The organism is Sphingobium yanoikuyae, from assembly GCF_034424525.1.
Taxonomy (GTDB): domain Bacteria; phylum Pseudomonadota; class Alphaproteobacteria; order Sphingomonadales; family Sphingomonadaceae; genus Sphingobium; species Sphingobium yanoikuyae.
This window is the reverse complement of the sequence record NZ_CP139979.1, coordinates 1,640,827-1,662,260: the sequence shown is the minus strand read 5'-3', so window position 1 is coordinate 1,662,260 and position 21,434 is coordinate 1,640,827. Positions and strand designations below refer to the sequence as shown.

Annotated in this window: 22 protein-coding genes; 14 read left to right on the top strand and 8 right to left on the bottom strand. The window is 65.4% G+C overall.

Annotation, left to right across the window (positions count from 1 at the left end):
• Window positions 1-5: 5 nt before the first annotated feature.
• The 3 genes from U0025_RS07710 to U0025_RS07700 all read left to right on the top strand — a co-directional run bounded on the left by U0025_RS07710 (window position 6) and on the right by U0025_RS07700 (window position 2,622).
• Window positions 6-1,049 carry an SIS domain-containing protein gene (locus tag U0025_RS07710; protein ID WP_004212452.1) on the top strand — a complete coding sequence of 348 codons (1,044 nt, stop codon included), beginning with the start codon at window positions 6-8 and terminating at the stop codon, window positions 1,047-1,049.
• Window positions 1,049-2,182, top strand: coding sequence for an N-acetylglucosamine-6-phosphate deacetylase (nagA, locus tag U0025_RS07705; protein ID WP_004212451.1), 1,134 nt, complete (start codon window positions 1,049-1,051; stop codon window positions 2,180-2,182). Before U0025_RS07710 ends, nagA begins: the two co-directional genes overlap by 1 nt.
• 125 nt (window positions 2,183-2,307) lie before the next feature.
• Window positions 2,308-2,622: a hypothetical protein gene (locus U0025_RS07700; protein WP_004212450.1), complete on the top strand. Its 315-nt coding sequence runs from the start codon at window positions 2,308-2,310 to the stop codon at window positions 2,620-2,622.
• Between the two features lie 38 nt (window positions 2,623-2,660).
• Here the strand turns inward: U0025_RS07700 and U0025_RS07695 are convergent, their stop codons facing one another.
• The 3 genes from U0025_RS07695 to U0025_RS07685 are packed head-to-tail and all read right to left on the bottom strand — an operon-like array spanning window position 2,661 to window position 4,726.
• Complete coding sequence (locus U0025_RS07695) at window positions 2,661-3,251, bottom strand: TetR/AcrR family transcriptional regulator (RefSeq protein ID WP_004212449.1); 591 nt, start codon at window positions 3,249-3,251, stop codon at window positions 2,661-2,663.
• A 12-nt stretch (window positions 3,252-3,263) separates the two neighbouring features.
• The gene (locus U0025_RS07690; RefSeq protein WP_004212448.1) at window positions 3,264-3,512 is read right to left on the bottom strand and encodes a hypothetical protein; all 249 of its coding nucleotides are present in this window, start codon (window positions 3,510-3,512) and stop codon (window positions 3,264-3,266) included.
• Between the two features lie 41 nt (window positions 3,513-3,553).
• A complete protein-coding gene (locus U0025_RS07685) occupies window positions 3,554-4,726 on the bottom strand; it encodes an FAS1-like dehydratase domain-containing protein (protein WP_004212447.1) in 1,173 nt (390 codons plus the stop codon).
• Window positions 4,727-4,874: 148 nt separating this feature from the next.
• Here U0025_RS07685 and U0025_RS07680 point away from each other — a divergent pair, with 148 nt between their 5' ends.
• The 4 genes from U0025_RS07680 to U0025_RS07665 all read left to right on the top strand — a co-directional run bounded on the left by U0025_RS07680 (window position 4,875) and on the right by U0025_RS07665 (window position 7,936).
• A complete protein-coding gene (locus tag U0025_RS07680) occupies window positions 4,875-5,444 on the top strand; it encodes a TetR/AcrR family transcriptional regulator (protein ID WP_004212446.1) in 570 nt (189 codons plus the stop codon).
• Window positions 5,445-5,552: 108 nt separating this feature from the next.
• Window positions 5,553-6,308 carry an SDR family oxidoreductase gene (locus tag U0025_RS07675; protein ID WP_004212445.1) on the top strand — a complete coding sequence of 252 codons (756 nt, stop codon included), beginning with the start codon at window positions 5,553-5,555 and terminating at the stop codon, window positions 6,306-6,308.
• Window positions 6,305-7,078 carry an SDR family NAD(P)-dependent oxidoreductase gene (locus tag U0025_RS07670; protein ID WP_004212444.1) on the top strand — a complete coding sequence of 258 codons (774 nt, stop codon included), beginning with the start codon at window positions 6,305-6,307 and terminating at the stop codon, window positions 7,076-7,078. Before U0025_RS07675 ends, U0025_RS07670 begins: the two co-directional genes overlap by 4 nt.
• A gap of 18 nt (window positions 7,079-7,096) precedes the next feature.
• Window positions 7,097-7,936, top strand: a complete 840-nt coding sequence (locus U0025_RS07665; protein ID WP_004212443.1) for a TauD/TfdA dioxygenase family protein — start codon at window positions 7,097-7,099, stop codon at window positions 7,934-7,936.
• A 4-nt stretch (window positions 7,937-7,940) separates the two neighbouring features.
• On the opposite strand, the gene U0025_RS07660 is transcribed toward U0025_RS07665, so the two are convergent.
• From U0025_RS07660 to U0025_RS07650, 3 genes are all read right to left on the bottom strand, one after another.
• Window positions 7,941-8,936, bottom strand: a complete 996-nt coding sequence (locus U0025_RS07660) for an AraC family transcriptional regulator (protein WP_004212441.1) — start codon at window positions 8,934-8,936, stop codon at window positions 7,941-7,943.
• Between the two features lie 85 nt (window positions 8,937-9,021).
• On the bottom strand, window positions 9,022-9,990 hold the full coding sequence (locus U0025_RS07655) for a magnesium and cobalt transport protein CorA (protein WP_004212440.1): 969 nt from the start codon (window positions 9,988-9,990) through the stop codon (window positions 9,022-9,024).
• Between the two features lie 62 nt (window positions 9,991-10,052).
• Complete coding sequence (locus tag U0025_RS07650; protein ID WP_004212439.1) at window positions 10,053-12,494, bottom strand: hypothetical protein; 2,442 nt, start codon at window positions 12,492-12,494, stop codon at window positions 10,053-10,055.
• Window positions 12,495-12,654: 160 nt separating this feature from the next.
• On the opposite strand from U0025_RS07650, the gene U0025_RS07645 reads away from it, so the two are divergent.
• Window positions 12,655-13,032, top strand: a complete 378-nt coding sequence (locus U0025_RS07645; protein WP_004212437.1) for a winged helix-turn-helix domain-containing protein — start codon at window positions 12,655-12,657, stop codon at window positions 13,030-13,032.
• Here the strand turns inward: U0025_RS07645 and U0025_RS07640 are convergent.
• Both U0025_RS07640 and U0025_RS07635 read right to left on the bottom strand, forming a co-directional pair.
• Window positions 13,027-14,013: a cytochrome-c peroxidase gene (locus tag U0025_RS07640; RefSeq protein WP_004212436.1), complete on the bottom strand. Its 987-nt coding sequence runs from the start codon at window positions 14,011-14,013 to the stop codon at window positions 13,027-13,029. The two genes, U0025_RS07645 and U0025_RS07640, sit on opposite strands and share 6 nt — an antisense overlap.
• On the bottom strand, window positions 14,010-14,537 hold the full coding sequence (locus tag U0025_RS07635; RefSeq protein WP_004212435.1) for a hypothetical protein: 528 nt from the start codon (window positions 14,535-14,537) through the stop codon (window positions 14,010-14,012). The genes U0025_RS07640 and U0025_RS07635 overlap by 4 nt, the downstream gene beginning before the upstream one ends.
• Window positions 14,538-14,612: 75 nt before the next feature.
• Here U0025_RS07635 and U0025_RS07630 point away from each other — a divergent pair, with 75 nt between their 5' ends.
• The 6 genes from U0025_RS07630 to U0025_RS07605 all read left to right on the top strand — a co-directional run bounded on the left by U0025_RS07630 (window position 14,613) and on the right by U0025_RS07605 (window position 21,431).
• Window positions 14,613-16,760: a TonB-dependent receptor plug domain-containing protein gene (locus U0025_RS07630; protein WP_004212434.1), complete on the top strand. Its 2,148-nt coding sequence runs from the start codon at window positions 14,613-14,615 to the stop codon at window positions 16,758-16,760.
• Window positions 16,761-16,857: 97 nt separating this feature from the next.
• Complete coding sequence (locus tag U0025_RS07625; protein ID WP_004212433.1) at window positions 16,858-17,088, top strand: hypothetical protein; 231 nt, start codon at window positions 16,858-16,860, stop codon at window positions 17,086-17,088.
• A gap of 286 nt (window positions 17,089-17,374) precedes the next feature.
• Window positions 17,375-18,766: a sugar transferase gene (locus U0025_RS07620; protein WP_004212431.1), complete on the top strand. Its 1,392-nt coding sequence runs from the start codon at window positions 17,375-17,377 to the stop codon at window positions 18,764-18,766.
• A 168-nt stretch (window positions 18,767-18,934) separates the two neighbouring features.
• Complete coding sequence (locus U0025_RS07615) at window positions 18,935-19,144, top strand: hypothetical protein (RefSeq protein ID WP_037491457.1); 210 nt, start codon at window positions 18,935-18,937, stop codon at window positions 19,142-19,144.
• Window positions 19,145-19,405: 261 nt separating this feature from the next.
• On the top strand, window positions 19,406-20,563 hold the full coding sequence (locus U0025_RS07610; protein WP_037491454.1) for a hypothetical protein: 1,158 nt from the start codon (window positions 19,406-19,408) through the stop codon (window positions 20,561-20,563).
• A gap of 19 nt (window positions 20,564-20,582) precedes the next feature.
• On the top strand, window positions 20,583-21,431 hold the full coding sequence (locus tag U0025_RS07605; protein ID WP_004212427.1) for a polysaccharide biosynthesis/export family protein: 849 nt from the start codon (window positions 20,583-20,585) through the stop codon (window positions 21,429-21,431).
• The last annotated feature ends 3 nt before the right edge of the window (window positions 21,432-21,434 follow it).

Genomic DNA, 21,434 nt, shown 5'->3' with positions numbered 1-21,434 from the left:
AAAAGATGCCTGACACGATGCTCAATCCGCAAGATACCCTGATGTTCGCCGAGGCCGCAGAGGCCGGCGCCGTCATCGCCCGCCAGTTCGCCGCCAACGCCGAAACGGTCAAGGCGCTGGCCGCCAGCCTGCGCGCAAATCCGCCGCGCGGCATCGTCACCTGTGCCCGCGGCAGTTCCGACCATGCGGCGACCTTCGCCAAATATCTGTTCGAAACCCGCCTGGGCCTGCTGACCACGTCGGCCGCGCCCTCGATCGCCTCGGTCTATGGCACCGCCCCGGCGCTCGCCGACATGCTGGCCATCGCCATCTCGCAGTCGGGCAAGAGCCCCGACATCCTGGCCACGGTCGATGCCGCCAAAAGCGCAGGCGCAAGGACCGTCGCGATGGTCAATGTCGCCGACTCGCCGCTCGCCGGCCAGGTCGATACGCTGCTGCCGCTCCATGCCGGGCCGGAACGCAGCGTCGCCGCCACAAAATCCTATATCGCATCGATCGCCAGCCTGCTGAACCTTGCCGCCCATTGGAGCGAGGATGCAGAATTGCTGGCGGCGCTGGAGACGGCCCCTGCCCTGCTCGCCCAGGCTTGGGCCTGCGACTGGACACCACTCGTCGAACAACTCGCCACCGCGCGTGGCCTCTACGTCATCGGCCGCGGCATCGGCTTTGGCATCGCGCAGGAAGCCGCGCTCAAATTCAAGGAAACCAGTGGTCTTCACGCCGAAGCGTTCAGCGCGGCCGAGGTCAAGCATGGCCCGATGGCGCTGGTCGGCCCCGATTTCCCGCTGCTGGTCTTCCGCCAGGCGGACGAGACCGCCGAGAGCGTCGATGAACTGGTGCGCGAGGTTGTCGCGCGCGGCGGCCAGGTGCTGATCGCCGGGGAGCCGGTCGATGGCGCCATCCACCTGCCGGTGCCCGCCGCCCATCCCGCGATCGAGCCGATGCTTCAGGTCCAAGCCTTCTACCGCGCGGTCAATGCGCTGTCGGTCCGGCGCGGCTTCAATCCGGACCAGCCCCCGCACCTTGCCAAGGTGACGGAGACCCTCTGATGCGTCACGCTCTGGTCAACGGGTCGATCCTGATCGACGGCCACTTCCATGCCGGCAAGGCGCTGCTGATCGAGGGCAATCGCATTGCCGCGATCCTGGCCGACGCCGATGTCCCGGCTGATGTCGCGCGGCGCGACCTGGGCGGCGACCGGCTGGTGCCCGGCTTCATCGATACGCAGGTCAATGGCGGCGGCGGCGTGCTGTTCAATGATGCCCCGACGGTCGAAGGCATCGCCGCGATCGGCGCCGCCCATCGGCGTTTCGGCACGACCGGCTTCCTGCCGACGCTGATCAGCGACGATCTGGCCGTCATCCGCCAGGCAGTCGCCGCCGTCGACGCCGCGATCGAGGCCGGCGTGCCGGGCGTGCTCGGCATCCATATCGAAGGCCCCTATCTCAATATCGAGCGCAAGGGCATTCACGACGGCGACAAGATCCGGCCGCTCGATGCCGAGGGGCTGGAAGTGCTGTCTTCGCTCAAGCGCGGCCGCACCCTGGTCACGCTGGCGCCCGAACGGACCTCGCCCGACATGGTGCGCCAGCTGGTGGAGCGCGGCGTAATCGTCGCGGCGGGCCACAGCAATGGCCGCTATGAGGACATGATTGGCGCGGTCGAGGCCGGCCTGTCGGGCGTCACCCATCTCTATAATGCCATGTCGCCACTGGGGTCGCGCAAGCCCGGCATCGTCGGCGCCGCGCTGGAGCAGGACAGCGTGACCTGCGGCATCATCGTCGATGGCCATCATGTCAGCGCCACCGCGCTCAAGATCGCGCTGCGCTGCAAGCCGTGCGACAAGCTGATGCTGGTCACTGACGCCATGCCCTCGGTCGGCTCCGACGCGGACGAGTTCATGCTCCAGGGCCGCCATATCCTGGTCCGCAACGGCGCCTGCACCGATGATGCCGGCACGCTCGCCGGCTCCAATCTCGACATGATCACCGCCGTCCACAACAGCGTCGCCATGCTGGACGTCCCAATCGAGCGCGCCATCGCCATGGCATCGGCGGCCCCCGCCGCCTTCCTCGGCCTTACCGCCGAAACCGGCCGCATCGCGCCGGGCCTGCGCGCCGACCTGCTGCAACTGGATACCCAGGGCGCCGTCGTGCGCAGCTGGATTGGCGGCAGCTACTGAGCCAAACATCGCCGGGGCGGTTGGATCGCGCCCCGGTTCCCTGCCTGCTCGGCCCCGCTTATGATACAGATCGTCTCACGGCCACCGGACGTCGGGACCAGACCTGTTGCCTTGAGAGGATGCCGATGAAAACTGCCCTGATCGCCGCCAGCCTGTTGCTCACTACCGCCGCGCCGCACGTCGCCATGGCGCAGGCCCCTGCCGCCGCGCCCGCTCCGGCCTATAGCGTGGAGACGACCGACATCGGCACATTGCTCGACAATCCCGCGACCAAGGCGGTGCTCGACAAGAATCTGCCGGGCTTCACCGCCAATCCGCAGATCGACATGGCGCGTTCGATGACGCTGAAGGGCGTGCAGCAATATGCGGCCGACACGCTGACCGACGCCGCTCTGGCCAAGGTGCAGGCCGACCTCAACAAGATCCCGGCCAAGAAATAAGGATAAGGCCGGCGCGCATCGTCGCGCCGGCTGACCGGCTAGACGGCGTGTCCGTCGGCATCCCTGCCTGTGGCGTGGCGCATCAACGCCTCCACCATGGCCAGCGCCTCGTCATGGCCCAGCGTCACACCCAGGCTCTGTTCCATCACGATCGACCGGGCCATGCCCGCCGCCAGCACGGAAAGGCCGACCGGCGACAGCCCCGCGCCATCGGCCGCGCCGATCGCCCGCGTCTGGATATCGCGCAATTCCTCGACAAAGGCGGCGATTTCCTGCCGGATCGCCTTGCGATGGTTGGACAGCGCCATGAACTCCAGCACGATCGCGCTGCCGTCCGGATCGGAATTGAGCCGCCACAGCGCGCGCAGCGGATCGGGCGTATCCAGCCGGTTCGCCAGCTCTTCCTTGAACCGGGCCGACAGGCTACGGAACAGCGCCAGCAGTAGGTCGTCGGTCGTCGCGAAATGATAATGGACCAGCGCCGCCGTCACACCGACGATCTTCGCCACGCGGCGGGTGGTGACGGCGGCATAGCCCTCCTCAACCATCAGCCTCTCGGTCGCGGCCAGTATGGCGCCGCGCGCCGATGCGCGTTCCTTCCTGCCGGCGCTGGTGATGCCTTTTTCCATCGCGCCTGCGGCCTATTCGTCCAGCATGTCCATCACGTCGCGCGCGGCATTGCGATCGGCTTCATCCTCGAAGGCGACATCCAGGTCGGGCGCCGCGCCCAGCATGTAGAGCAACGTCCACAGCGCGAAGCGCCGGGGACGGTCGGTCTCCAGCCCGAAAGCCACCTGCATCCGCTCGATCCCGGCCGCCATGCCCTCGGGTGGTACGCTGGCAAGGTCGTCGGTGCCGAAATAATGGCGAAACTGATCGTCTAAATCCATCGCCGCGCTATCCCACAGCGCGGCGCGCTTGACCAGACGGATCAGGCCGGCCGTTTGGGGAGTTCGATCTCCGCCTTGGCCGTGGCCAGCACGGCACCGGCCTGATTGGCCATGCGGCAATCGACCTGCACCATGTGCCGCCCGTCCTCATCCACGAACTTGTCGAGGATGGTGCCGGTCGTGATGGTGATGTCGCCGGTCAGCGCCGGGCTGCGATAATTACAGGCGGAATGGCGGATCATCCCCCACTCCCCCGCCCAGCCCGCGAAATAATCGGTAATCCAGGCCCCCATTGATGCGCCATAGCCATAGCCGCGCGGCATGCCGATGAAGCGCGCCCAGCGCGGGAAGAGGTGGCCGCGCGACGGGCCGACATAGGCGCCATCGGTGAATTCGGGATTGATCGCTTCCATCACCGGATCATTCTCATGCCCCGCCATTTCCTTGACGAAACCCAGCGCCTCCATGTCGAGGTCGGTGCGCCGGTGGGTGCCGCCCCATTGGGTGAAGATATAGGACCGCCATTCGGTGGCGAAGGACACGATCGAATGCGGGCCGACCACCCGCTCGGGCAGCGCCGCGCCGACCGTCGCATCATCCCACCAGCGCCGGTCATGGCCAAGGTCGTGGAGCATCTGGACCCACTGCATCTTGCGCTCTTCCAGTTCCTCCAACTGGTCGTCGGTCCAGACCGGATCGTCAAAACCCTCAGTCGGCACATTATCCTTACCCGCTTCCTGGCTGTAGCGGATTGAGGTGGAACGCTGCTTGGCGATCAGGTCACCCTGCTGATTATAATAGAAATTGTCACCGCGCTGGAAACAGGTTGGCCCCGCAAATTTCGTGTCCTTGACGATATAGTCGAACGGGATGCGTTCATTGAGGATGCGGTCGCCCGCCACCATGCGCGGGCCGTAGAACCACCATTCGTCGCCACCGAACAGCATGTGCGAATTGGGCACGCGGCCGATGCAGGATGGCGCGGAGCCATGGGCACAGTCCATCGTCACGGCAAAGCTCTGTGGCGCGACCATGTCGCCCCAGCGGCTCTGTGCGGCATAGCCCGCATCATAATGGAGCCGGTTGGGATAATGCATCGCCTGCACCCAGCGGCGGATATCGCCATTGTTGATCGGTTCGACCATCCGCGCGGGCTGGATCGGCTTGCCCAGATAATTGTCGATATCCGAACAATCGAGCGTCGGGCTGGTCATGGATAGTCTCTCCGCAAAGGCCTTGTTTGACGCCAAGGCTAGCGACGCCCCGGCGCAGCGACTTGACCAAAATGGACAGGTGCCCGGCCATTGCCGCGCCTCGCAAAATTGCCCAGAAGCGAAGGCGGAGAAGGACGGAAAGGACGATATGGCTACCGCTCGCAGACTTGGCGCCGAAGGATCGCAGAACCGCGCCCGCTTCATCGATGCGGCCGAAACGATCCTGACAGAGGTCGGCGAACATGGCATTTCCGCGCGGCAGGTGGCGCAGCAGGCGGGCCTGAAGACCCAGCTTCTCTATTATTATTTCCGCACCATGGACGATCTGCTCCGCGCCGTGGTGCAGCGGATCAACGACCGGCGCATGACCCGGTTCGCCGAAGCATTGGCCGCCCCCCGCCCGCTGCGTGCCATGTGGGAGATGATGCGCGATCCCTCGACCGCTGCCCTCGCCGCAGAACTCAGCGCCATCGCCCATCATCGCGAGGCCGTGCGGGCGGAAATCGTCACCGCCGCCCAGACGTTCCGCGCGCATCAGGCGCAGGCCGTTGCGGCGCTGCTCCCGGCCGATCAGGCAGGTCAGGCCGGCGGCCTGGTAATGATCGCCGCCTCGCTCGCCCGCATGCTGGTCAGCGAGACCGCGCTTGGCCTCACCGAAGGCCATGACCAGGCCCTGGCGATGATCGAGGCCATGCTGGACCAGCTCGAAGCCAAATGATCGCCCCGGCGCTATTGCCATTACCGGCATCGCGCCCCCTGCCCCACCCCTGCTAATAACCTGTTCAGCATCGCGGCCCGACACAGGCCAGCGGGGCAAGGAGAGGTCATGACAGCACTGGAAAACAAGGTCGCGCTGGTCACCGGCGCATCCTCTGGCATTGGCGAGGCGGCGGCGCTCGCGCTGGCGCTTGAGGGTGTCAACATCGCTGTCAACGGACGGCGTCGCGACCGGCTCGACGCGCTGGTCGCCCGGATCGAAGCGGCGGGCGGCACCGCGCTCGCCCTGCCCGGCGACGTCTCGGTCGAGACGGATGCAGCGGCCGTCGTTGCCGACACGATGGCGCGGTTCGGCCGGCTCGACATCCTCGTCAACTCCGCCGGCGTCAACGAAGCGGGCGGCATCGAAAGCCTGACCAGCGGCCAGTGGCAGCGGGTGATCGACATCAACCTGATGGGCACTATCCATGCCTGCCGTGCCGCCTTCCCGGTGATGAAGGCACAGGGCAGCGGCGACATCGTCAATATCTCCTCGACCGCCGGACGCCGTTCGGGCTGGCGCTTCGCCGCCTATTCGACCAGCAAGTTCGGCCTGACCGGCTTCACCGAAAGCCTGCGACAGGAAGGCGGCCAGGCCGGAATCCGCGTGTCGATCATCGAACCGGGCGCCACCGCGACAGAGATCGCCAGCTCCATTTCCGACCCGCAATGGCGCGACATGATCCAGCAACACACCCACAAGGACGGGGCAATGGCGCCGGATGATGTCGTCGCCGGCATCCTGCTCGCCGTCAGCCTGCCGCGCCGCGCCAATGTGAGCCGCATCCTGATCCAGCCGACCATCGACACGGAGCCGATGCCATGAGGCTGGCGGGCAAGAGCGCGGTCATCACCGGCGCGGGATCGGGCATGGGCAAGGCCATGGCCGAACGTTTCGCGCAGGAAGGCGCGCGGGTGCTGTGCGCCGACATCAGCGGCGCACAGGATGAGGTCGCCGCCGCCATCGGCAACGGCGCCGTCGGCCTGCATGTCGACGTGGCCGAGGAAGCGGATGTGCAGGCGATGATCGCCACTGCCCGCGACGCCTTTGGCCGGGTCGACATCCTGGTCAACAATGCCGGTTTCGGCGGCGGCATCATGCCGTTGCACGAACAGAGCAGCGACAATTGGGACCGGGTCCATGCCGTCAATCTGAAGGGCGTCTTCCTGGGCATGAAATATGGCGTGATCGCCATGCTGGAAAGCGGCGGCGGCGCGATCGTCAATATCGGATCGGCCACCGGCATGGTCGGGTGGAAAGGCCATGGCGTCTATGCCGCTGCCAAGGGCGGGGTTAGCCAGATGACCAAATGCGCCGCGCTCGATTATGCCGCGCACCATATCCGCGTGAACGCCGTGCTGCCCGGATCAATCTGGACCGGGCTGGTGCCGATGGCCAAGGATCATCCCGAGCCGCCCCCCGGCATCTTCCGCGTGCCCGGCATCCCGATGGACCGGTGGGGCCTCGCCAGCGAAATCGCCAATGCCGCGCTATTCCTCGCCAGTGACGAGGCGTCCTACATCACCGGCACCTTGCTGCCGGTCGATGGCGGCTATTGCATCGGTTTTTCAGGCATGGCCGCCGAACAAGGTTGAGATCGAAGGAGCAGGATCATGAACGTCATTCGCAAGAGCCGCGTCACCTTCCGCCCGGTCAAGCCGCTGATCGGCGCAGTGGTCGAGGCCGATCGGGAGGCCTTGTTCGATCCCGAAGTGGTCGCCCAGTGCCGCGACATGCTGGAGGAACGGACCGTGCTGGTCATGCCGCAGGTCCATTTCACCAATGAGGAGCAACTGGCCTTTACCGACCTGCTCGGCGGGCGCCTGAACCTCACCAGCGAAGCGACGACCAACAAGGACGAGGACGTCTATCAGGTGACGCTGGATCGCAAGATCAACCGCGCGCCGGAATATGTGCTGGGCACCTTCTTCTGGCACATGGACGGCATGCCGATGGAAATGCCGCCGCCGCTCGCGACCCTGCTCTCGGCCCGCCGACTGGCGCCCAAGGGCGGCCAGACCGAGTTCGCCAACAGCTTCGCCGCCTATGAGCAGATGCCGGAAGCACAGCGCGCCGAGATCGAGGATCTGCGCATCATCCATAGCGTCGCCGCCAGTCTGCGCTCGATCGCCGACGCCATTCCCGAGGCGGAAAAGGGCAAGCTGGCGATCGGCGTCGAGAAGGAACGGCCGCTGGTCCAGCTTCACAAGAATGGCCGCAAGAGCCTGATCGTCGGGTCGACCGCCGACCGGATCGTCGGCATGGAGCTGGCCTATGGCCGCGCCTATATCGCCCGGCTCAACGAATGGGCGACCCAACCCGATTTCGTCTATCAGCATCAATGGCAGGCGGGCGACTTCGTCATCTGGAGCAATACCGGCGCGCTGCACCGGGTGGTGCCCTATGCCCGCGATTCCGGGCGGATGATGCACCGCACCTCGATTGCGGGCTGAAGGATCAGGCGGGCGCGTGCAACCGCGCCCGCAACCGCGTCGGCGACGCGCCGAACCAGTGGTTGCAGCTGCGCGTCATCACCGACTGTTCGGAAAAGCCCAGCTTCTCCGACACATGGGCGAAATCGATGTCGGTCTGCTCCAGATAATAGCGCAATATGTCGCGCCGCACCTCATCCTTGATCTTCTGGAAGCTCGTGCCCTCCGTTGCCAGCCGGCGGTGCAGCGTGCGCGGATGCAGCCCCAGTTCGGCCGCGACCCGATCGTTCGAGCAATGGGCGGTCCACAGCCATTGCATGACGATGCCGCGCACCTGCGCATGCAGCGGCGGGTGGCGATAGGGAAATTCCCGTTCGATATAGGCGGTGACCGCGGCAAAGACCGCAGCGTCCCGATCGATCACCGGGCTTGCCATGTCGCGCTCGGAAAAGCTGATCCCGTCCTCATTCTGGCCGAAATGGACCGGGCATCCGAAATAGCGGCGATAGATGCGCGCCGGCGAGATTGGCTGGTGGCGGAAATGCACCCGCCGCGCCCGTGCCCGCCCGCCGGTCAGTTCCATTGCGAAGAGATGGCCGACCAGCAGGATATGCTCCATCGCCTGCGCCCTATTGGGCACGCCGTCGAGCAATATGTCATGCCCGACGAACACATGGCGGACCGAGGGAAAGCGGCGGAGCCAGACCGACGCCGCCAGGCTATGCGCATAATTATGGCTGCACACATAATCGATCGCCGCGCCGAACGTCGGCGCGTTGCGCATCGCGTCGCCCAGCGGCCCGAACAGGTCGACGCCGCGCTGCCGCAGGGCAAGGCGCATGCCGAAGTCCGGACAGGCGAGCCGATGCGCAGCCTCCTCGATCAGCGCGATGGTCTGGCGATAGCTGGGCGACGCACCGCTGCTGTCCGGCGCCTCCCCGCCCAGTTCCGCGACGAGTTCCGGCAGGAACCGCAGCATATGGGCATTGATCGCCTCGAACGCGTCGCGCCGCTCATCCATCGCCTGACCTCCTATTCGGACAGGCTGGCACCGCCTGTCCGAATAGGTCAAGCGGCCGCCACCCCATTTCGGCGGGGCGATGCACTCAGAGCCAGTTGAGCTTGCGGAACCGCCGATAGAGGATCGAACAGATCAGCAGGATCACCGCCAACACGACGAAATAGCCGTAGCGGGTCTTGAGTTCAGGCATATGCTCAAAATTCATGCCATAAATGCCGGCGATCGCGGTCGGCACCGCCAGGATCGCGGCCCAGGCGGCCAGCTGGCGGGTGATCGTGCCGGTGCGTTGCTGCTCCAGCAGGTTGCTGAACTCGAAGACGGAATTCAGCACCTCGCGCAGATCGTCGACCATCGTCTGCACCCGCCGCACATGGTCGCGCACGTCGCTGAAATAGGGCCGGGTTTCCGGATCGATGCAGGGCAGGTCGATCTTGACGAACTTGGTCGCGACCTCCTGCATCGGCCCCAATATGCGCTGAAAACGGATCAACTGGCGCCGCAGGTTGAAGATGCGGGTGATCTCGTCGCGGCCGAGGAAATTGTCGACCGTATGCTGCTCCATCGTCAGCACTTCCTCCTCGATCCCCTCGACGATCGGCAGATAGCCGTCGACGATGAAGTCCAGGATGGCGTGCAGCACATAGTCGACGCCATGGGCCAGCCGATCCGGCACCGCCTCCAGCGCGTGACGCAATTCGATATGCCCCCGTGCCGAACCGTGGCGGACGCTGATGATATGGCTGTGGCCGACGAAGATCGCGGTTTCGCCATAGGCGATCGTCTTCTCCTCGACATGGGCGGTGCGGGCCACGACGAACAATTGCTCGCCATAAATGTCGACCTTGGGCAGCTGGTCCGCCTTGATCGCATCCTCCACCGCCAGCGGATGGAGGTTATAATTTTGCTGTAGCGTCCGCATTTCCTCGGCCGTCGGGCTGGCAACGCCGATCCAGACGAACTCCGACTTGTCTTCGGCGCAGTCGATCCGTTCGGTAATCGACACTTCGCGCACGCGCTGGCCGTTTCGATAGAGATAGGCGGCAATGACGGTCATTCGGGCCTCGAAATCATTCTATTCTGCCAACCTAGCGCGGCCAGCCTTGATCGGGAAGGCGATCAGGCGGCGGGCGATGGCGCCTGCACCACCAGCATCGCGCCCTGCGCGTCGCGCAGGCGGACATAGAGCTTGCCATCCGTCGGCGCCGGGACCGTCAGGGTCGATCCGGTGAAGCCCTGCGCCACCGGGGCCGGCTGATCGAAAGCGGGATTGCCGGCGACGGCATCGACCAGGAACAGGTCGCGTCCCTTGATGGTGCAGCCCTGATCCTTCTGCTCCTTGCTCGCGCAATCCACCGCCTCGATCCGCGGCAGGCGGGCAAGCGGCATCAGCGGCTGCCAATCCCCCTGTTCGCGGCCCCGCACGATGCGGAATTGCAGCGGGCCAAAGGCGGGGCCAAGCGCCGCCGGATCAAGGGTCGCCACCATCACCTGCGGGCCTTGCAGTTGCAGGCCCGAGCCAGCCGTCAGCCGGACACTGGCGCCGCCATCCTGCGTCGCCACCTCGATCGCATCGGTCATGGCCAATTTGGTGCCGTCCTGCGCCTGCACGGAAAAGATTAGGCGGCCATTATTGGGCAGCACGTCCGATCCACCCAGCGTCACCGGCAGACCCGTTGCCGCGGCTGGCGTGACGCTCTTGTTGAGCAGGGTCACACGGGGCCGCGCGGGAGCGATCGTGACCGGCACGGATACGGTCCGCCCGTCCTCCAGCTGCACGCGGGCGCTGGCGCCTGCGGCTGGCACAGTCCCATCGCCGGCGGCCGTCAGACGCAGCCGATCGACCGAGCCGTCGCGGGTCAGGCCATCGGGTTTCCAGCTACGCCCGCCAAGGTCGACGCTCGCCACCTGATCGAGCCGTTGCCCCGTCATTTCACCCCAGGCATCGCCCTGATGCACGGTCAGCCCGTCCAGCTTGCTCGCCTGGGCATAGGCGCGCAGCGCCATGGAGAATGGCTTGGCGACGCCCTGATATTTGACATCGACAGTGACAGGTCCGGCGCGCCGATCAGCAAGCGGCAGGGTCAGGTCCAGCGCATCGCGGCCCTGCACCTTCCAGCCGATCGCCTGGGGCGCTGCATTGCCCTGGCGCAGGGTGACACTTTCGACGCAAGAAGGCGCACCGCCCGTCAGCGTCAGGCCATTGTCGCGGCCGACGACCAGCGTCGGCGCCTCGCCCTTCACCTGCCAGGCCGCGTCATCGGGCCGCTGCAGGATGTAATCGGGCCCTTCGAACCGATCGAACCCCCATTGCCCATAGACATGAGCCTCGATCGATCCCCTGAAGTCGGCCGGCCAGGGACCATCCGCGCGGATCACATAGCCGCCGCGATCGGCCCGTGCCTCCAGCGGATATTCGATCGTCTGGCCCGACGCCGCCTTCAACTGCACCGTCATGCCGCGCGCATAGCTGGTCGAATAAATGAGCGGCGCCCCCTCGACCGGCAGCACCGTGCCGGGCAGCGCGGCGCAGATCGGCGCCTGCGCACCGCTGCGCAGCCGCGGCGGGCTGTCCGCCTCGATCGAGGGCATGCCGACCACCATCACCGACTTGGGCTTGGCAAAGGACGGCGCCTTGTTCAGCATCAGCCCGATATTGTCGTCGCGGCGCAGGCTGACGGTCGGCAGATATTCGAAGCTGGGGCTGCTGAAGGCCCCGAACATCCGGGCCAGATCGCGCACCACGCCGATATAGGGGCTGTAATAGCCATAGCCCGCTTCACGCGTGGAGGCGAGTTGCAGGGCCAGGTCGGTCGGCGTGCCGCTCAGCGTCTCTGCAATCGAACTGCTGTGAACATCGGCGAGGACCAGCTGGTCCTTATTCTCCAGCAGGCAGGCCGCCTGAAGCTCGATCACCTTGGACAGGCAATCCTCGTTGAGCTTCATCGACAGGCTGCGCGCGAGCGCCGGGGCGACACTGCGCAGGAATTCGGGATGGCTGTTTTCCTGCGTCCGGATCGCCGTCATGAAGGCATCCAGCCGCGAGCGATCAAGCGACGCCTGATTGAGTTCCTGCGTTGCCCGCACGAACTCGCCCGGCTTGCCGCGCACGGCGTCGCTGACCGTGCCCTCGCCACCGCCGGTCTCGGGCACCAGGAACAGCACCATCTGTCGCGCGCCGTCCGGCACGGTCAGGGCGAGGCGGCGATCCTTGTCCTTCTTCTTCCAGGTTTCCGCGCTGTCGATCCAGTCCTTGGGCGGCGGGTTGGTCGCGCCCCGCAGGAAGGCCGACATCAGCACGAAATTGGCGCCCTGTTCCTTGGGCAGGTTCGGCTCGATCAGCAGCTTGTCGCCGGCCCGCAGGCTCGGCACCTGGCTGATCGGCAAGCTGGTCGTGCCGCGGGTCACGCTGACCTTTAGGTCCGGCCCGGTCAGCTCGAACGGCGCAGGCTCGGCCGCAAGGCCCGGCGTCAGCAATGCAGCCCCCAATGCCGTTCCGATCAACAGGCCGATCGGCTGGCGCAGGCGCGCGGTCTGGATCGGGGCGGAAGGCTGGGGCATGTCTCTCTATCCGGCTATCTATGTTTTTCGGCGACCGTTGCGCCTGTCCCACAGGATTTCGGCAATTCCAAGGCGGTAGTAAATGCGGCTCATGCCACCCCCTCGCTGAACCTGCGACAACGGGCTAAGAGGGGCAAATCGCACGCAATCAGGCAGGGCCATGCAGACCGGAACGCTCAAGCTCAAGATCCAGATCCTTTGCGGGGATGAGATCGCCATGGGACCGGGCAAGGCCGATCTGCTCGATGCGATCGCGCTGCACGGCTCCATATCGGCGGCCGGACGAGCACTGGGCATGAGCTATCGGCGCAGCTGGCTGCTGGTCGACACGATGAACCGCTGCTGGAACGACCGGCTGGTCGAGACGGTCGCCGGCGGCGGGCGTGATCGTGGGGCGCGGGTGACGGAAGCAGGTCAGGCCGTGCTGGCCGCCTATCGCGCGCTGGAAGAGGCGGCGCTCACCGCGACGGGAGGACGGGCGCAGGGCCAGCTTGACGCCCTGCTGCGGCCGATCCCCCTGCCCGCCAATCCTTCATAATCTCTTGCCGCAGGCTTCGTCCGGCATGGAGAAGCGTGGATCGGTGAGGAACGCCTGATCGGTCAGGCTGTCGAGGAAAGCCGTGATCGCGATCCGTTCGGCGTCGGTCAGTTTCTGGCCATGGCGCAGGATCGCCGCGTCCAGCGTTTGCGCGGACCCATCATGCCACCAGGGACCGGTCACCGCGACATTGCGGAGCGGGGGCGTGCGAAAACGCCCGGCATCACTGGTCAGCCCCGTCTTTTCCACCAGCCCCGGATCGGTGGCCTTCGCCGGTTCCAGCCGATGATAGGCGCCGTCACTGAAATCCCGCCCCGCATGGCATGACGCACAGCCCTTGTCCGCGAACAGATGTGCGCCCTGCCGGGCCGATGGCGACAGGGCATCGGCCTGCCCCCGTCGATCGCGATCATAGGGGCTGTCGCGCGAAATCAGCGTGCGTTCGAACGCCGCCAGCGCCGCCGACACCGTCGCGATGTCGATCCGGCCGCGACGTTCCGGGAAAGCGCGCGCGAACATCCGGCGATAGCAGGCATCGGCGCCCAGCCGACGCGGGAGTTCCGCCTCCAGCCCCTTCATCCCCATTTCGACGGGATGCTCGCCGAGCAGCGGCACGGCGACCTGCGCCTCCAGGCTGGTGATCGCCGGATCAGCAATGGTGAGGCGCGGCAACCAGGCGACATTGGCCAGGCCCGGCACATTGCGCAGGCCCGGATCACCATGGACGCCGGGCCGCGTGCGATTGCCGTCGGCAAAGCCACGATGCTGCTCATGGCATCCGGCACAGCTCAACGTGCCATTGGCCGACAGGTCGGCGTCATAGAAAAGGCGGCGGCCAAGCTCGACCTTCGCCCCGCTCATTGCGTTGCCGACCGGGACCGGGGGCGGTGCTTCGCCCAGGGGCAAGCTCCAATGCCATGGCCGCCCTGCCCCGATCAGCAGCAGCGTCGCGAGCAATAGCGGCCAGCGCACCGGCTTCACGGCAGGCGGGTCACCAGTACCATCATCTGCGGATCGCCATTGGCCGCGAGTTGCAGGATATAGTCGCCTGGTTCCAGGCTGTAATCGACCATCTTGCGGATGCCGGTGCAATCGGGGCCATGGCCATGCGCGGTCGAGGTCGCGGCGGTGCCGTCCTTCACCACATCGACCCAGGCGCCACTGCTCAGCGCCACCCGCCAGGTGCCGGACTGATCGACGGTGAAATGGACGATGCCACCGAAGCTGACACTGCCGCCCGGCTTGGCCGGGCGAAGCGGATAGCTGATCCTGGGTGTCGGCAGCAGGGTCAGCGCCGCGGCCTGCCCGGCTTTCAGCTTGACCTTGCCGGCTCCCTTGGCATCCGCCGCCGCCTTCATCGGCTGCGGCGCGCGCCACGATGCCATCTCCGCCGGCGGATCGGCCGGGGCAGCGCAGGCCGGCATGACCGACATTTGCGCGAAGGCCGATGCCGGCACCACAGCCGCGCACAGGGCCGGAAACAGCAGGAATAGTGGCTGACGCACGGGCTTCCCTCCCGAAGGCAAAACTATATACGGCGGGATATAGCGAGTCGAACGACCAAGAATAGGGGGATTTTCATGCGACAGACCATGATGCGCATTTTGCTGGCCAGCGCCTGCTGCTGGACTGCGATGGCCCAGGCGCAGGGTGCGCCCGATGCGACCGGCGACAGCGATCGCTTCTCGCTCGGCCAGATCATCGTCACCGCCCCCCGCACCAACGGGATCGAGATTGACGGCAGCACCCTGTCCTCCAACGCCATCTACAGTTTCAACCGCACCTCGCTCGACGATGCGGTCAACCTCATGCCCGGCGTGTCCGCCGGCAACAGCGGCGGCACCCGCAACGAGCGGCTGGTCTTCGTGCGTGGCTTCGACCGGTTCCAGGTGCCGCTCTCGATCGATGGCATCCGTGTCTATCTGCCCGCCGACAACCGGCTCGATTATGGCCGTTTCCTGACCACCGACATTGCCGAGGTCCAAGTGGCCAAGGGCTATGCCTCCGTGCTGGACGGACCCGGCGCCATGGGCGGCGCCATCAATCTGGTGACCAGCAAGCCGACCAAGGCGCTCGACATCGACCTGCGCGGACAGGTCAGCTTCGACAATGACATGGACTATGCCGGCTATACCACCTCGGCCAAGGTCGGCACCCGACACGATCTCTGGTATGCGCAGGCCAGCTATGCCCGCAGCTTTACCGATCATTGGGATCTGCCCAATGGTTTCACGCCGCGCGTGCCGACGCTGGAAGATGGCGGCGCGCGCGACTTTTCACGAGCGGAGGACTGGCGGGTCAATGCCAAGGTGGGCTTCACCCCCAATGCCACCGACGAATATGCGCTGAGCTATACCCATCAGGAAGGATCGAAGGGCGCACCGCTGCATATCAGCGACACGGTCACCACGGCCCGTTTCTGGGACTGGCCATCCTGGGACATCACCAGCGTCTATTTCCTGTCGACCACGGCGCTGGGCGACCGGGCGACGCTCAAGACCCGCGCCTATTATAACCAGTTCGATTCGATGCTTCGCTCGTTCAACGACCGGACACAGACCACGCAGAGCCGGCCCTACGCCTTTGACAGCCCCTATGAGGACAAGGCCTGGGGCGGATCTGCCCAACTCGATTTCAGTGCGACCGATGCGGACACACTCCGCCTCGCCTTCCATTATCGCCATGATGAGCATGTCGAGTTCCAGACCAGCTTTTCGACGGCCGGCGTCGCCACCACGGAGCCGAAACAGACCCAGAGCGAGGCCACCTATTCCATCGCGCTGGAAAATGAGCTGGCGCTGAGCCCCACGCTCCGCTTCACCCTGGGTGGCAGCTACGACTGGCGCAATCTTGAACGGGCCGAGGAATATGGCGCCCCGCTCGGCACGTCGGGCACGCCATCGGTCATCTACAACTACCCGCGCAGGGACGCCGACACCTGGAATGCGCAAGGCCGGTTCGACTGGCAGGCAGGCGACGCTCTTGCGCTCCACGCCAGCCTGTCATCGCGTGCCCGCTTCCCGACCATCTTCGAACGGTTCAGCCAGCGCTTCAACACCGCCATTCCCAACCCCGACCTGAAGGCGGAACGGGCGACCAATGCGGAGATCGGCGGCAGCTGGAGCCAGGGATCCATCCGGCTGGAGGGCGCGCTCTTCTACAGTTGGGTGCGGGACGCGATCTTCAGCGTACCGACGCCAGCCTATCCCTGCACCGCATCGACCACGCCGCCGGCCGTGCCGGCCACGGGCTGCGCCCTCACCAACCTCAGCCAGAGCCGCAATGTCGGCAAGGGCGAATATTATGGCATCGAACTGTCGGCGTCGGCGACGCTGCTGCCGGGGCTGGACGCGGGCATCAACTATACCGGGATCAAGCGCGACCTGACCGATCCGTCAAACGCGCGCTTCCGCCCCACCGGCGTGCCCACGCACAAGGGCTTTGCCTATCTCGACTGGGCACCGGTCGAACGATTGCACATCGTCCCCAGCGTCGATCTGGCATCGAACCGCTGGACCCTGTTCACCGCAACCCCGGCCTCACAGCCCGCCCGCTATGACCGCACCGGCGCCTATGTGAATGCCAGCCTACGCGTCGATCTGGCGCTGACCGACCAGATCGACCTCAGCATTGGCGGCCGCAATCTGTTCGATGACTATTACACGCTGACGGATGGTTTTCCCGAACCGGGACGCACCGTCTATGCATCGGCGCGTTTCCGCTATTGAACCGAACGCGGCCGGGCAGGGATAATGGTTTATCTTTGCCCGGCCGCAGGTTATCGTGATCTGCGGTCGCTATCCTCGCATCGCATCGGGAATGATGATGGTCGATCTGTTTCCGCCACCGCAGGATCGCAATGCCGGACACGACAGCGCCCGGCCGGCGCCACGGCATGATCCCGTCCCGCATCATGGCGAGGATGCGGATGGCCCCAGAATCTGGCCTTTCCCCCATCATCTGGCCGAAGCCGGCGTGCAGTTCCTGTCACGCTGGGCCGGCCCCGCGGCCCTCGTCGGCGCGCTGCTTCTGATCGGCTGGTGGCTGTTTCGCTGAGCGATTTGATTCGACGTCGTTTCCATCAGGCCGGCAAGGCCGCTCACCGCGTCTGATCGATTTTCCCTGCGACAGAACGAAGGGGCGGCAGGATGAAAAATGCGCGCTCAACGGATCGTCGGAAATGTGCGTCCGAATATCCCTCCCCCAATTGTAACAACCGAGCAACTATGCCCTGCTGCTACGCAACATAAATCAAAGGCAGCGGATGTCCTGGGGAAAGATCGCCACCGTCTGACGACGGGCGGGCGGACCATGACGTCACGACGCATTTAAAGGGTTGCCGATGTCCAAAATAGATCTGGCGATTGCAGGAACCCCCAGTCGCCAGCCCGCCACCGCCGCTTTCCAGCGGAACGCGCGCCTGTGGCTGAGCCTGGTTCTGCTGCTTGCAGACATGATGGCCCTGGCCGCAGGGTTCGTCATCGGCCTGCGCGTGGCGGGTATTCCGATCCTGTCGATGGAGGTCTGGCAGCCGCTCGCCGGCGGCATCTTGGTCTATGGCACCATCGCCTTTCACAACCAGGCCTATAACCCACGTTGCCTGACCAGCATGACAGCGTCATGCCGCAGTGCAGTAATGGCCTTCGCCGGAACCCTGCTGATCTTCCTGCTGGTCGTCTTCTCGCTGAAGGTCACCGACAATTTCTCGCGCCTGGGCATCAGCACGGGTCTGTTCTTCAGCGGCGCGCTGATCGTGATGCAGCGGGTGCTGGTCGTCCGCGCCGTTCGTCGCCATTTCGCCGAAGGGCTGTTCGCCCAGTTGCTGATCATCGACGACGGCCTGATCCCCGACGATGTCAATGGCATGACGATCGTGGACGCACCGACGCTCGGCCTGCGCGCCGATCTTGACGATCCCTATATGCTGCATCGCCTCGGCATGCTGCTGCGCGATTTCGATCGGGTGGTCATTTCCTGCCCGCTGGAGCGCAAGGCCGACTGGGCTCAGATGCTCAAGGGCGGCAATATCCTGGGCGAGATCATCGTGCCGGAGCTCGACCCGATGGCGCCGCTCGCGGTGCAGAGCCATCGCGGCGTGTCGACGCTGGTGGTCGCTCGCGGCCCGCTCAATCTTGCCAATCGCGCCAAGAAGCGGCTGCTCGACATCATCCTGACCGTGCCGGTGCTGATCGCGCTGGCGCCGCTGATGATCGCCGTGGCCGTCGCCATCCGGCTGGACTCGCCGGGCCCGGTCTTCTTCCGTCAGGAACGGATCGGCCGCGGCAACCGCCTGTTCCACATCCTCAAGTTCCGCAGCATGCGGGTGGAACAGTGCGACACCGCCGGCGCCACCTCCACCCAGCGCGACGATAACCGCATCACCCGCGTCGGCCGCTTCATCCGCAGCACCAGCATCGACGAGTTGCCCCAGCTGCTCAACGTGCTGCTCGGCGAGATGAGCCTGGTCGGCCCGCGCCCTCATGCGCTGGGTTCGACCGCCGAGGACCAGCTGTTCTGGCAGGTCGACCGTCAATATTGGCATCGCCATGCGCTCAAGCCCGGCATCACCGGCCTGGCCCAGATCCGCGGCTTCCGCGGCGCGACCGAAACCCGGCGCGACATTCTGAACCGGGTCGAGGCGGATCTGGAATATCTGCACGGCTGGAGCCTGATGCGCGACATCGGCATCCTGGTCGGCACGGCCCGCGTGTTGGTTCACCGCAACGCCTATTGATCCCGCCTGCTGGTGAAGCCCCAATGTTTACAGGGGCTTTGACCAGGATTGAGGATTTTCCGCATCAGAAGCCGGCTTTTGCGATGAGCTGAGCCGGCTTTCATGCCGATGTAAACTATTTGTGAACCCTAAAATCCTATATTAACGACCGTTCATAAAGTTCCCAGGATGACGGTCGTGGCTGATGAATTGGCGGCAGTTGCCGCAACGAAAACCTCCTTTTCCGATGCGGGCATCGCCGTCCGCGATCTCCCCGATAACGGCCATGCGCTGTCGATCGGCGACCGCGCGGAAGGACCGATTCAGTTTGTTTCGCGCTGGGCGGGCATCCTCGCCTTCTGCGCGGCAATCGGCGTGATCGCTTATCTGATCTTCTGATCGGGGCCAGTTTCCTTGCCCTCAGATTAACAGCCGGGATCGGCTGTTAACGGCTCCTTTCGTCGATGAAACGAGCCGTTGTTTTGGCGCGACAAGTCGCGTCCGGACCCGTGTGCATTACGTAAAAATACGATTAGCATGCCCCTTGTTGCTGCAATGCAATAAGGATTCATGCGTTTGGATAATGCCCATAACCCGTGTTTGCGGGCGCGCCCCTGTGCGCCCGCAGCAAATGATTTTGCATGGCCGCACGCGGCCGCCATGGCCGCTCTTGGCGGCGCAATGCTGTTCGCCGGCCTGCCCTCCACAGCGCAGGCCCAGGATGATGACAAGCGCATAGATACGCTCGGCCTGCACCTGACGGCCGGGCTCGATCTTCTCTATGACGACAATGTCTATCGCGTCGACGACCGGGTCGAAGACCCCACCGGCGACCTGATCGTCACGCCCTCGATCGAGGCGACCTATGCCCATCCGATCGGGCGGCACGACATCCAGATCCGGGCCAAGGCCGGCTATGACCAGTTCGTGTCGGAGACCCAGCGCAGCAAGCTGCGACTCGATGCGGAGGCCAGGGCGACGATTCGATTCGGAGCGACCTGCGGCATCACGCCGCGCGCCAGCTATCGCCAGCAGCGGGCCGATTATGGCGACATCAACGCCGCGACCGAAAATCTCCAGCGCTTCTCCACGCTGGGGGCCGACCTGTCGTGCGAACGGCCAGGCTTCTTCCCGGTCGCCGGCTACCAGCATGACACGACCCGCAATGCCGATGATTTCGACTATGCCGACCAGGACAGCGACAGCTTCAAGGTCGGCCTGGGCTATAACAAGCCCAGCTTCGGCACGCTCACCACTTATTATGAGCGGACGGTCAGCGACCGGCGCACGCTGGGCATCAAGAACCGCATCAACGCCTATGGCCTGCGCTTCCAGCGGTCGGTGACGCCGATCACCCAGATCGATGCCGATCTGCAATGGCTGGATGTCAGCAGCGATTCCGCCGCCGTCGGCACTTATAATGGCATGGGCTGGGATGTGCGGCTGTCGACCAGCATCATCCCGCGCGTGAAGCTGACCGCCTCCACCGCCCGCGACATCATGAATGACAGCCTGATCGCCAGCGGCTTCGCGATCCGGTCCAGCTATCGGATCGAGGGGGAGTTCGCGATCAGCGAGCTGACCTCGGCCGGCCTCTATGCCGACTGGCAGAGGCGCAAGTTCCGGCAGGATGCGGCGCTACGCCCCTTCTCGATCGAGGCGGACCGCAATCGCCAGTTCGGCGCGACGCTCAAGCGCAAGCTGACCGATCGCTTCGATCTCAGCCTCGACGCCCAGCATTACCGCCGCCGTACCGACACCGATGTCTCCAACTATAGCGGCACGCAGGTGACGCTCTCAGCCCTGCTGCGCTTTTGACCCGAAGGGAGCCTGACCCATGAGAATAGCGACACGCTTCCATATCCTTGCCGCCTTCCCCCTGCTGGCGGTGCCGACCGCATTGTCGGCCCAAACCCAAACCGCACAAGCGCCTGCCGGTGCCGCCGCAGCCGCGGCGGTTGCCGCCACGCCCGCGCGGCCGGCGACGTCCGCACCCGCCGGCTATCTGCTCGGTCCGGACGATCAGTTGAAGATCTCGATCTTCGGCCAGCCCGACCTGTCGACCGAAACCCGGATCAAGGCCGACGGCACGGTGCTGCTCGCGCTGGTCGGGCCAGTGGATGCGAAGGGCAAGACCACGTCCCAACTCGCGTCCGACATCGCGGCGAGCTATGCCGGTGGCGGCTATCTGACCAAGCCCTCGGTCAGCGTCGAGGTGAGCGACTATGTCAGCCGCTCGGTCACCGTGCTGGGCAATGTGCCCCAGGCCGGCAATTATCCGCTCGACCGCAACTATACCGTGGCGTCGATGCTGGCCAAGGCCGGCGGCGCGACGACGGCCGGCGCCAACGCCGTCATCCTGACCCCGGCCGATGGCAGCGGCGCGGTGCGCATCTCGCTCACCGACATGAGCGCGGGCGCCGGCCGGCCGCTCCAGGCCGGCGACATCCTGTTCGTGCCGCCGGCCGAGAAGGTCTATGTCTATGGCCAGGTCCAGCAACCCGGCGCCTTCTCCTATGTCGCGGGCCAGACCTTCCGCCAGGCGCTTGCCCTGGCCGGTGGTCCGACCCTCGCCGGTTCGACCCGCAGCATCAAGGTGAAGCGCGGCGGCCAGGAGGTCCAGGCCAAGCTGGATGATCCGGTCAAGCCCGAAGACGTCCTCATCATCCGGGAGAAGCTGTTTTGACCG

Excerpts from the sequence above, each read along its gene's own strand:
- U0025_RS07645 (WP_004212437.1), top strand. The coding sequence starts at position 12,655 with ATGCAGACCGGAACGCTCAAGCTCAAGATCCAGATCCTTTGCGGGGAT.
- nagA (WP_004212451.1), top strand. The coding sequence starts at position 1,049 with ATGCGTCACGCTCTGGTCAACGGGTCGATCCTGATCGACGGCCACTTC.
- U0025_RS07660 (WP_004212441.1), bottom strand. The coding sequence starts at position 8,936 with ATGGATGAGCGGCGCGACGCGTTCGAGGCGATCAATGCCCATATGCTG.
- U0025_RS07710 (WP_004212452.1), top strand. The coding sequence starts at position 6 with ATGCCTGACACGATGCTCAATCCGCAAGATACCCTGATGTTCGCCGAG.
- U0025_RS07625 (WP_004212433.1), top strand. The coding sequence starts at position 16,858 with ATGGTCGATCTGTTTCCGCCACCGCAGGATCGCAATGCCGGACACGAC.
- U0025_RS07675 (WP_004212445.1), top strand. The coding sequence starts at position 5,553 with ATGACAGCACTGGAAAACAAGGTCGCGCTGGTCACCGGCGCATCCTCT.
- U0025_RS07615 (WP_037491457.1), top strand. The coding sequence starts at position 18,935 with ATGACGGTCGTGGCTGATGAATTGGCGGCAGTTGCCGCAACGAAAACC.
- U0025_RS07700 (WP_004212450.1), top strand. The coding sequence starts at position 2,308 with ATGAAAACTGCCCTGATCGCCGCCAGCCTGTTGCTCACTACCGCCGCG.
- U0025_RS07650 (WP_004212439.1), bottom strand. The coding sequence starts at position 12,494 with ATGCCCCAGCCTTCCGCCCCGATCCAGACCGCGCGCCTGCGCCAGCCG.
- U0025_RS07695 (WP_004212449.1), bottom strand. The coding sequence starts at position 3,251 with ATGGAAAAAGGCATCACCAGCGCCGGCAGGAAGGAACGCGCATCGGCG.
- U0025_RS07685 (WP_004212447.1), bottom strand. The coding sequence starts at position 4,726 with ATGACCAGCCCGACGCTCGATTGTTCGGATATCGACAATTATCTGGGC.
- U0025_RS07690 (WP_004212448.1), bottom strand. The coding sequence starts at position 3,512 with ATGGATTTAGACGATCAGTTTCGCCATTATTTCGGCACCGACGACCTT.
- U0025_RS07610 (WP_037491454.1), top strand. The coding sequence starts at position 19,406 with ATGGCCGCTCTTGGCGGCGCAATGCTGTTCGCCGGCCTGCCCTCCACA.
- U0025_RS07670 (WP_004212444.1), top strand. The coding sequence starts at position 6,305 with ATGAGGCTGGCGGGCAAGAGCGCGGTCATCACCGGCGCGGGATCGGGC.
- U0025_RS07665 (WP_004212443.1), top strand. The coding sequence starts at position 7,097 with ATGAACGTCATTCGCAAGAGCCGCGTCACCTTCCGCCCGGTCAAGCCG.
- U0025_RS07680 (WP_004212446.1), top strand. The coding sequence starts at position 4,875 with ATGGCTACCGCTCGCAGACTTGGCGCCGAAGGATCGCAGAACCGCGCC.
- U0025_RS07620 (WP_004212431.1), top strand. The coding sequence starts at position 17,375 with ATGTCCAAAATAGATCTGGCGATTGCAGGAACCCCCAGTCGCCAGCCC.
- U0025_RS07630 (WP_004212434.1), top strand. The coding sequence starts at position 14,613 with ATGCGACAGACCATGATGCGCATTTTGCTGGCCAGCGCCTGCTGCTGG.
- U0025_RS07655 (WP_004212440.1), bottom strand. The coding sequence starts at position 9,990 with ATGACCGTCATTGCCGCCTATCTCTATCGAAACGGCCAGCGCGTGCGC.
- U0025_RS07605 (WP_004212427.1), top strand. The coding sequence starts at position 20,583 with ATGAGAATAGCGACACGCTTCCATATCCTTGCCGCCTTCCCCCTGCTG.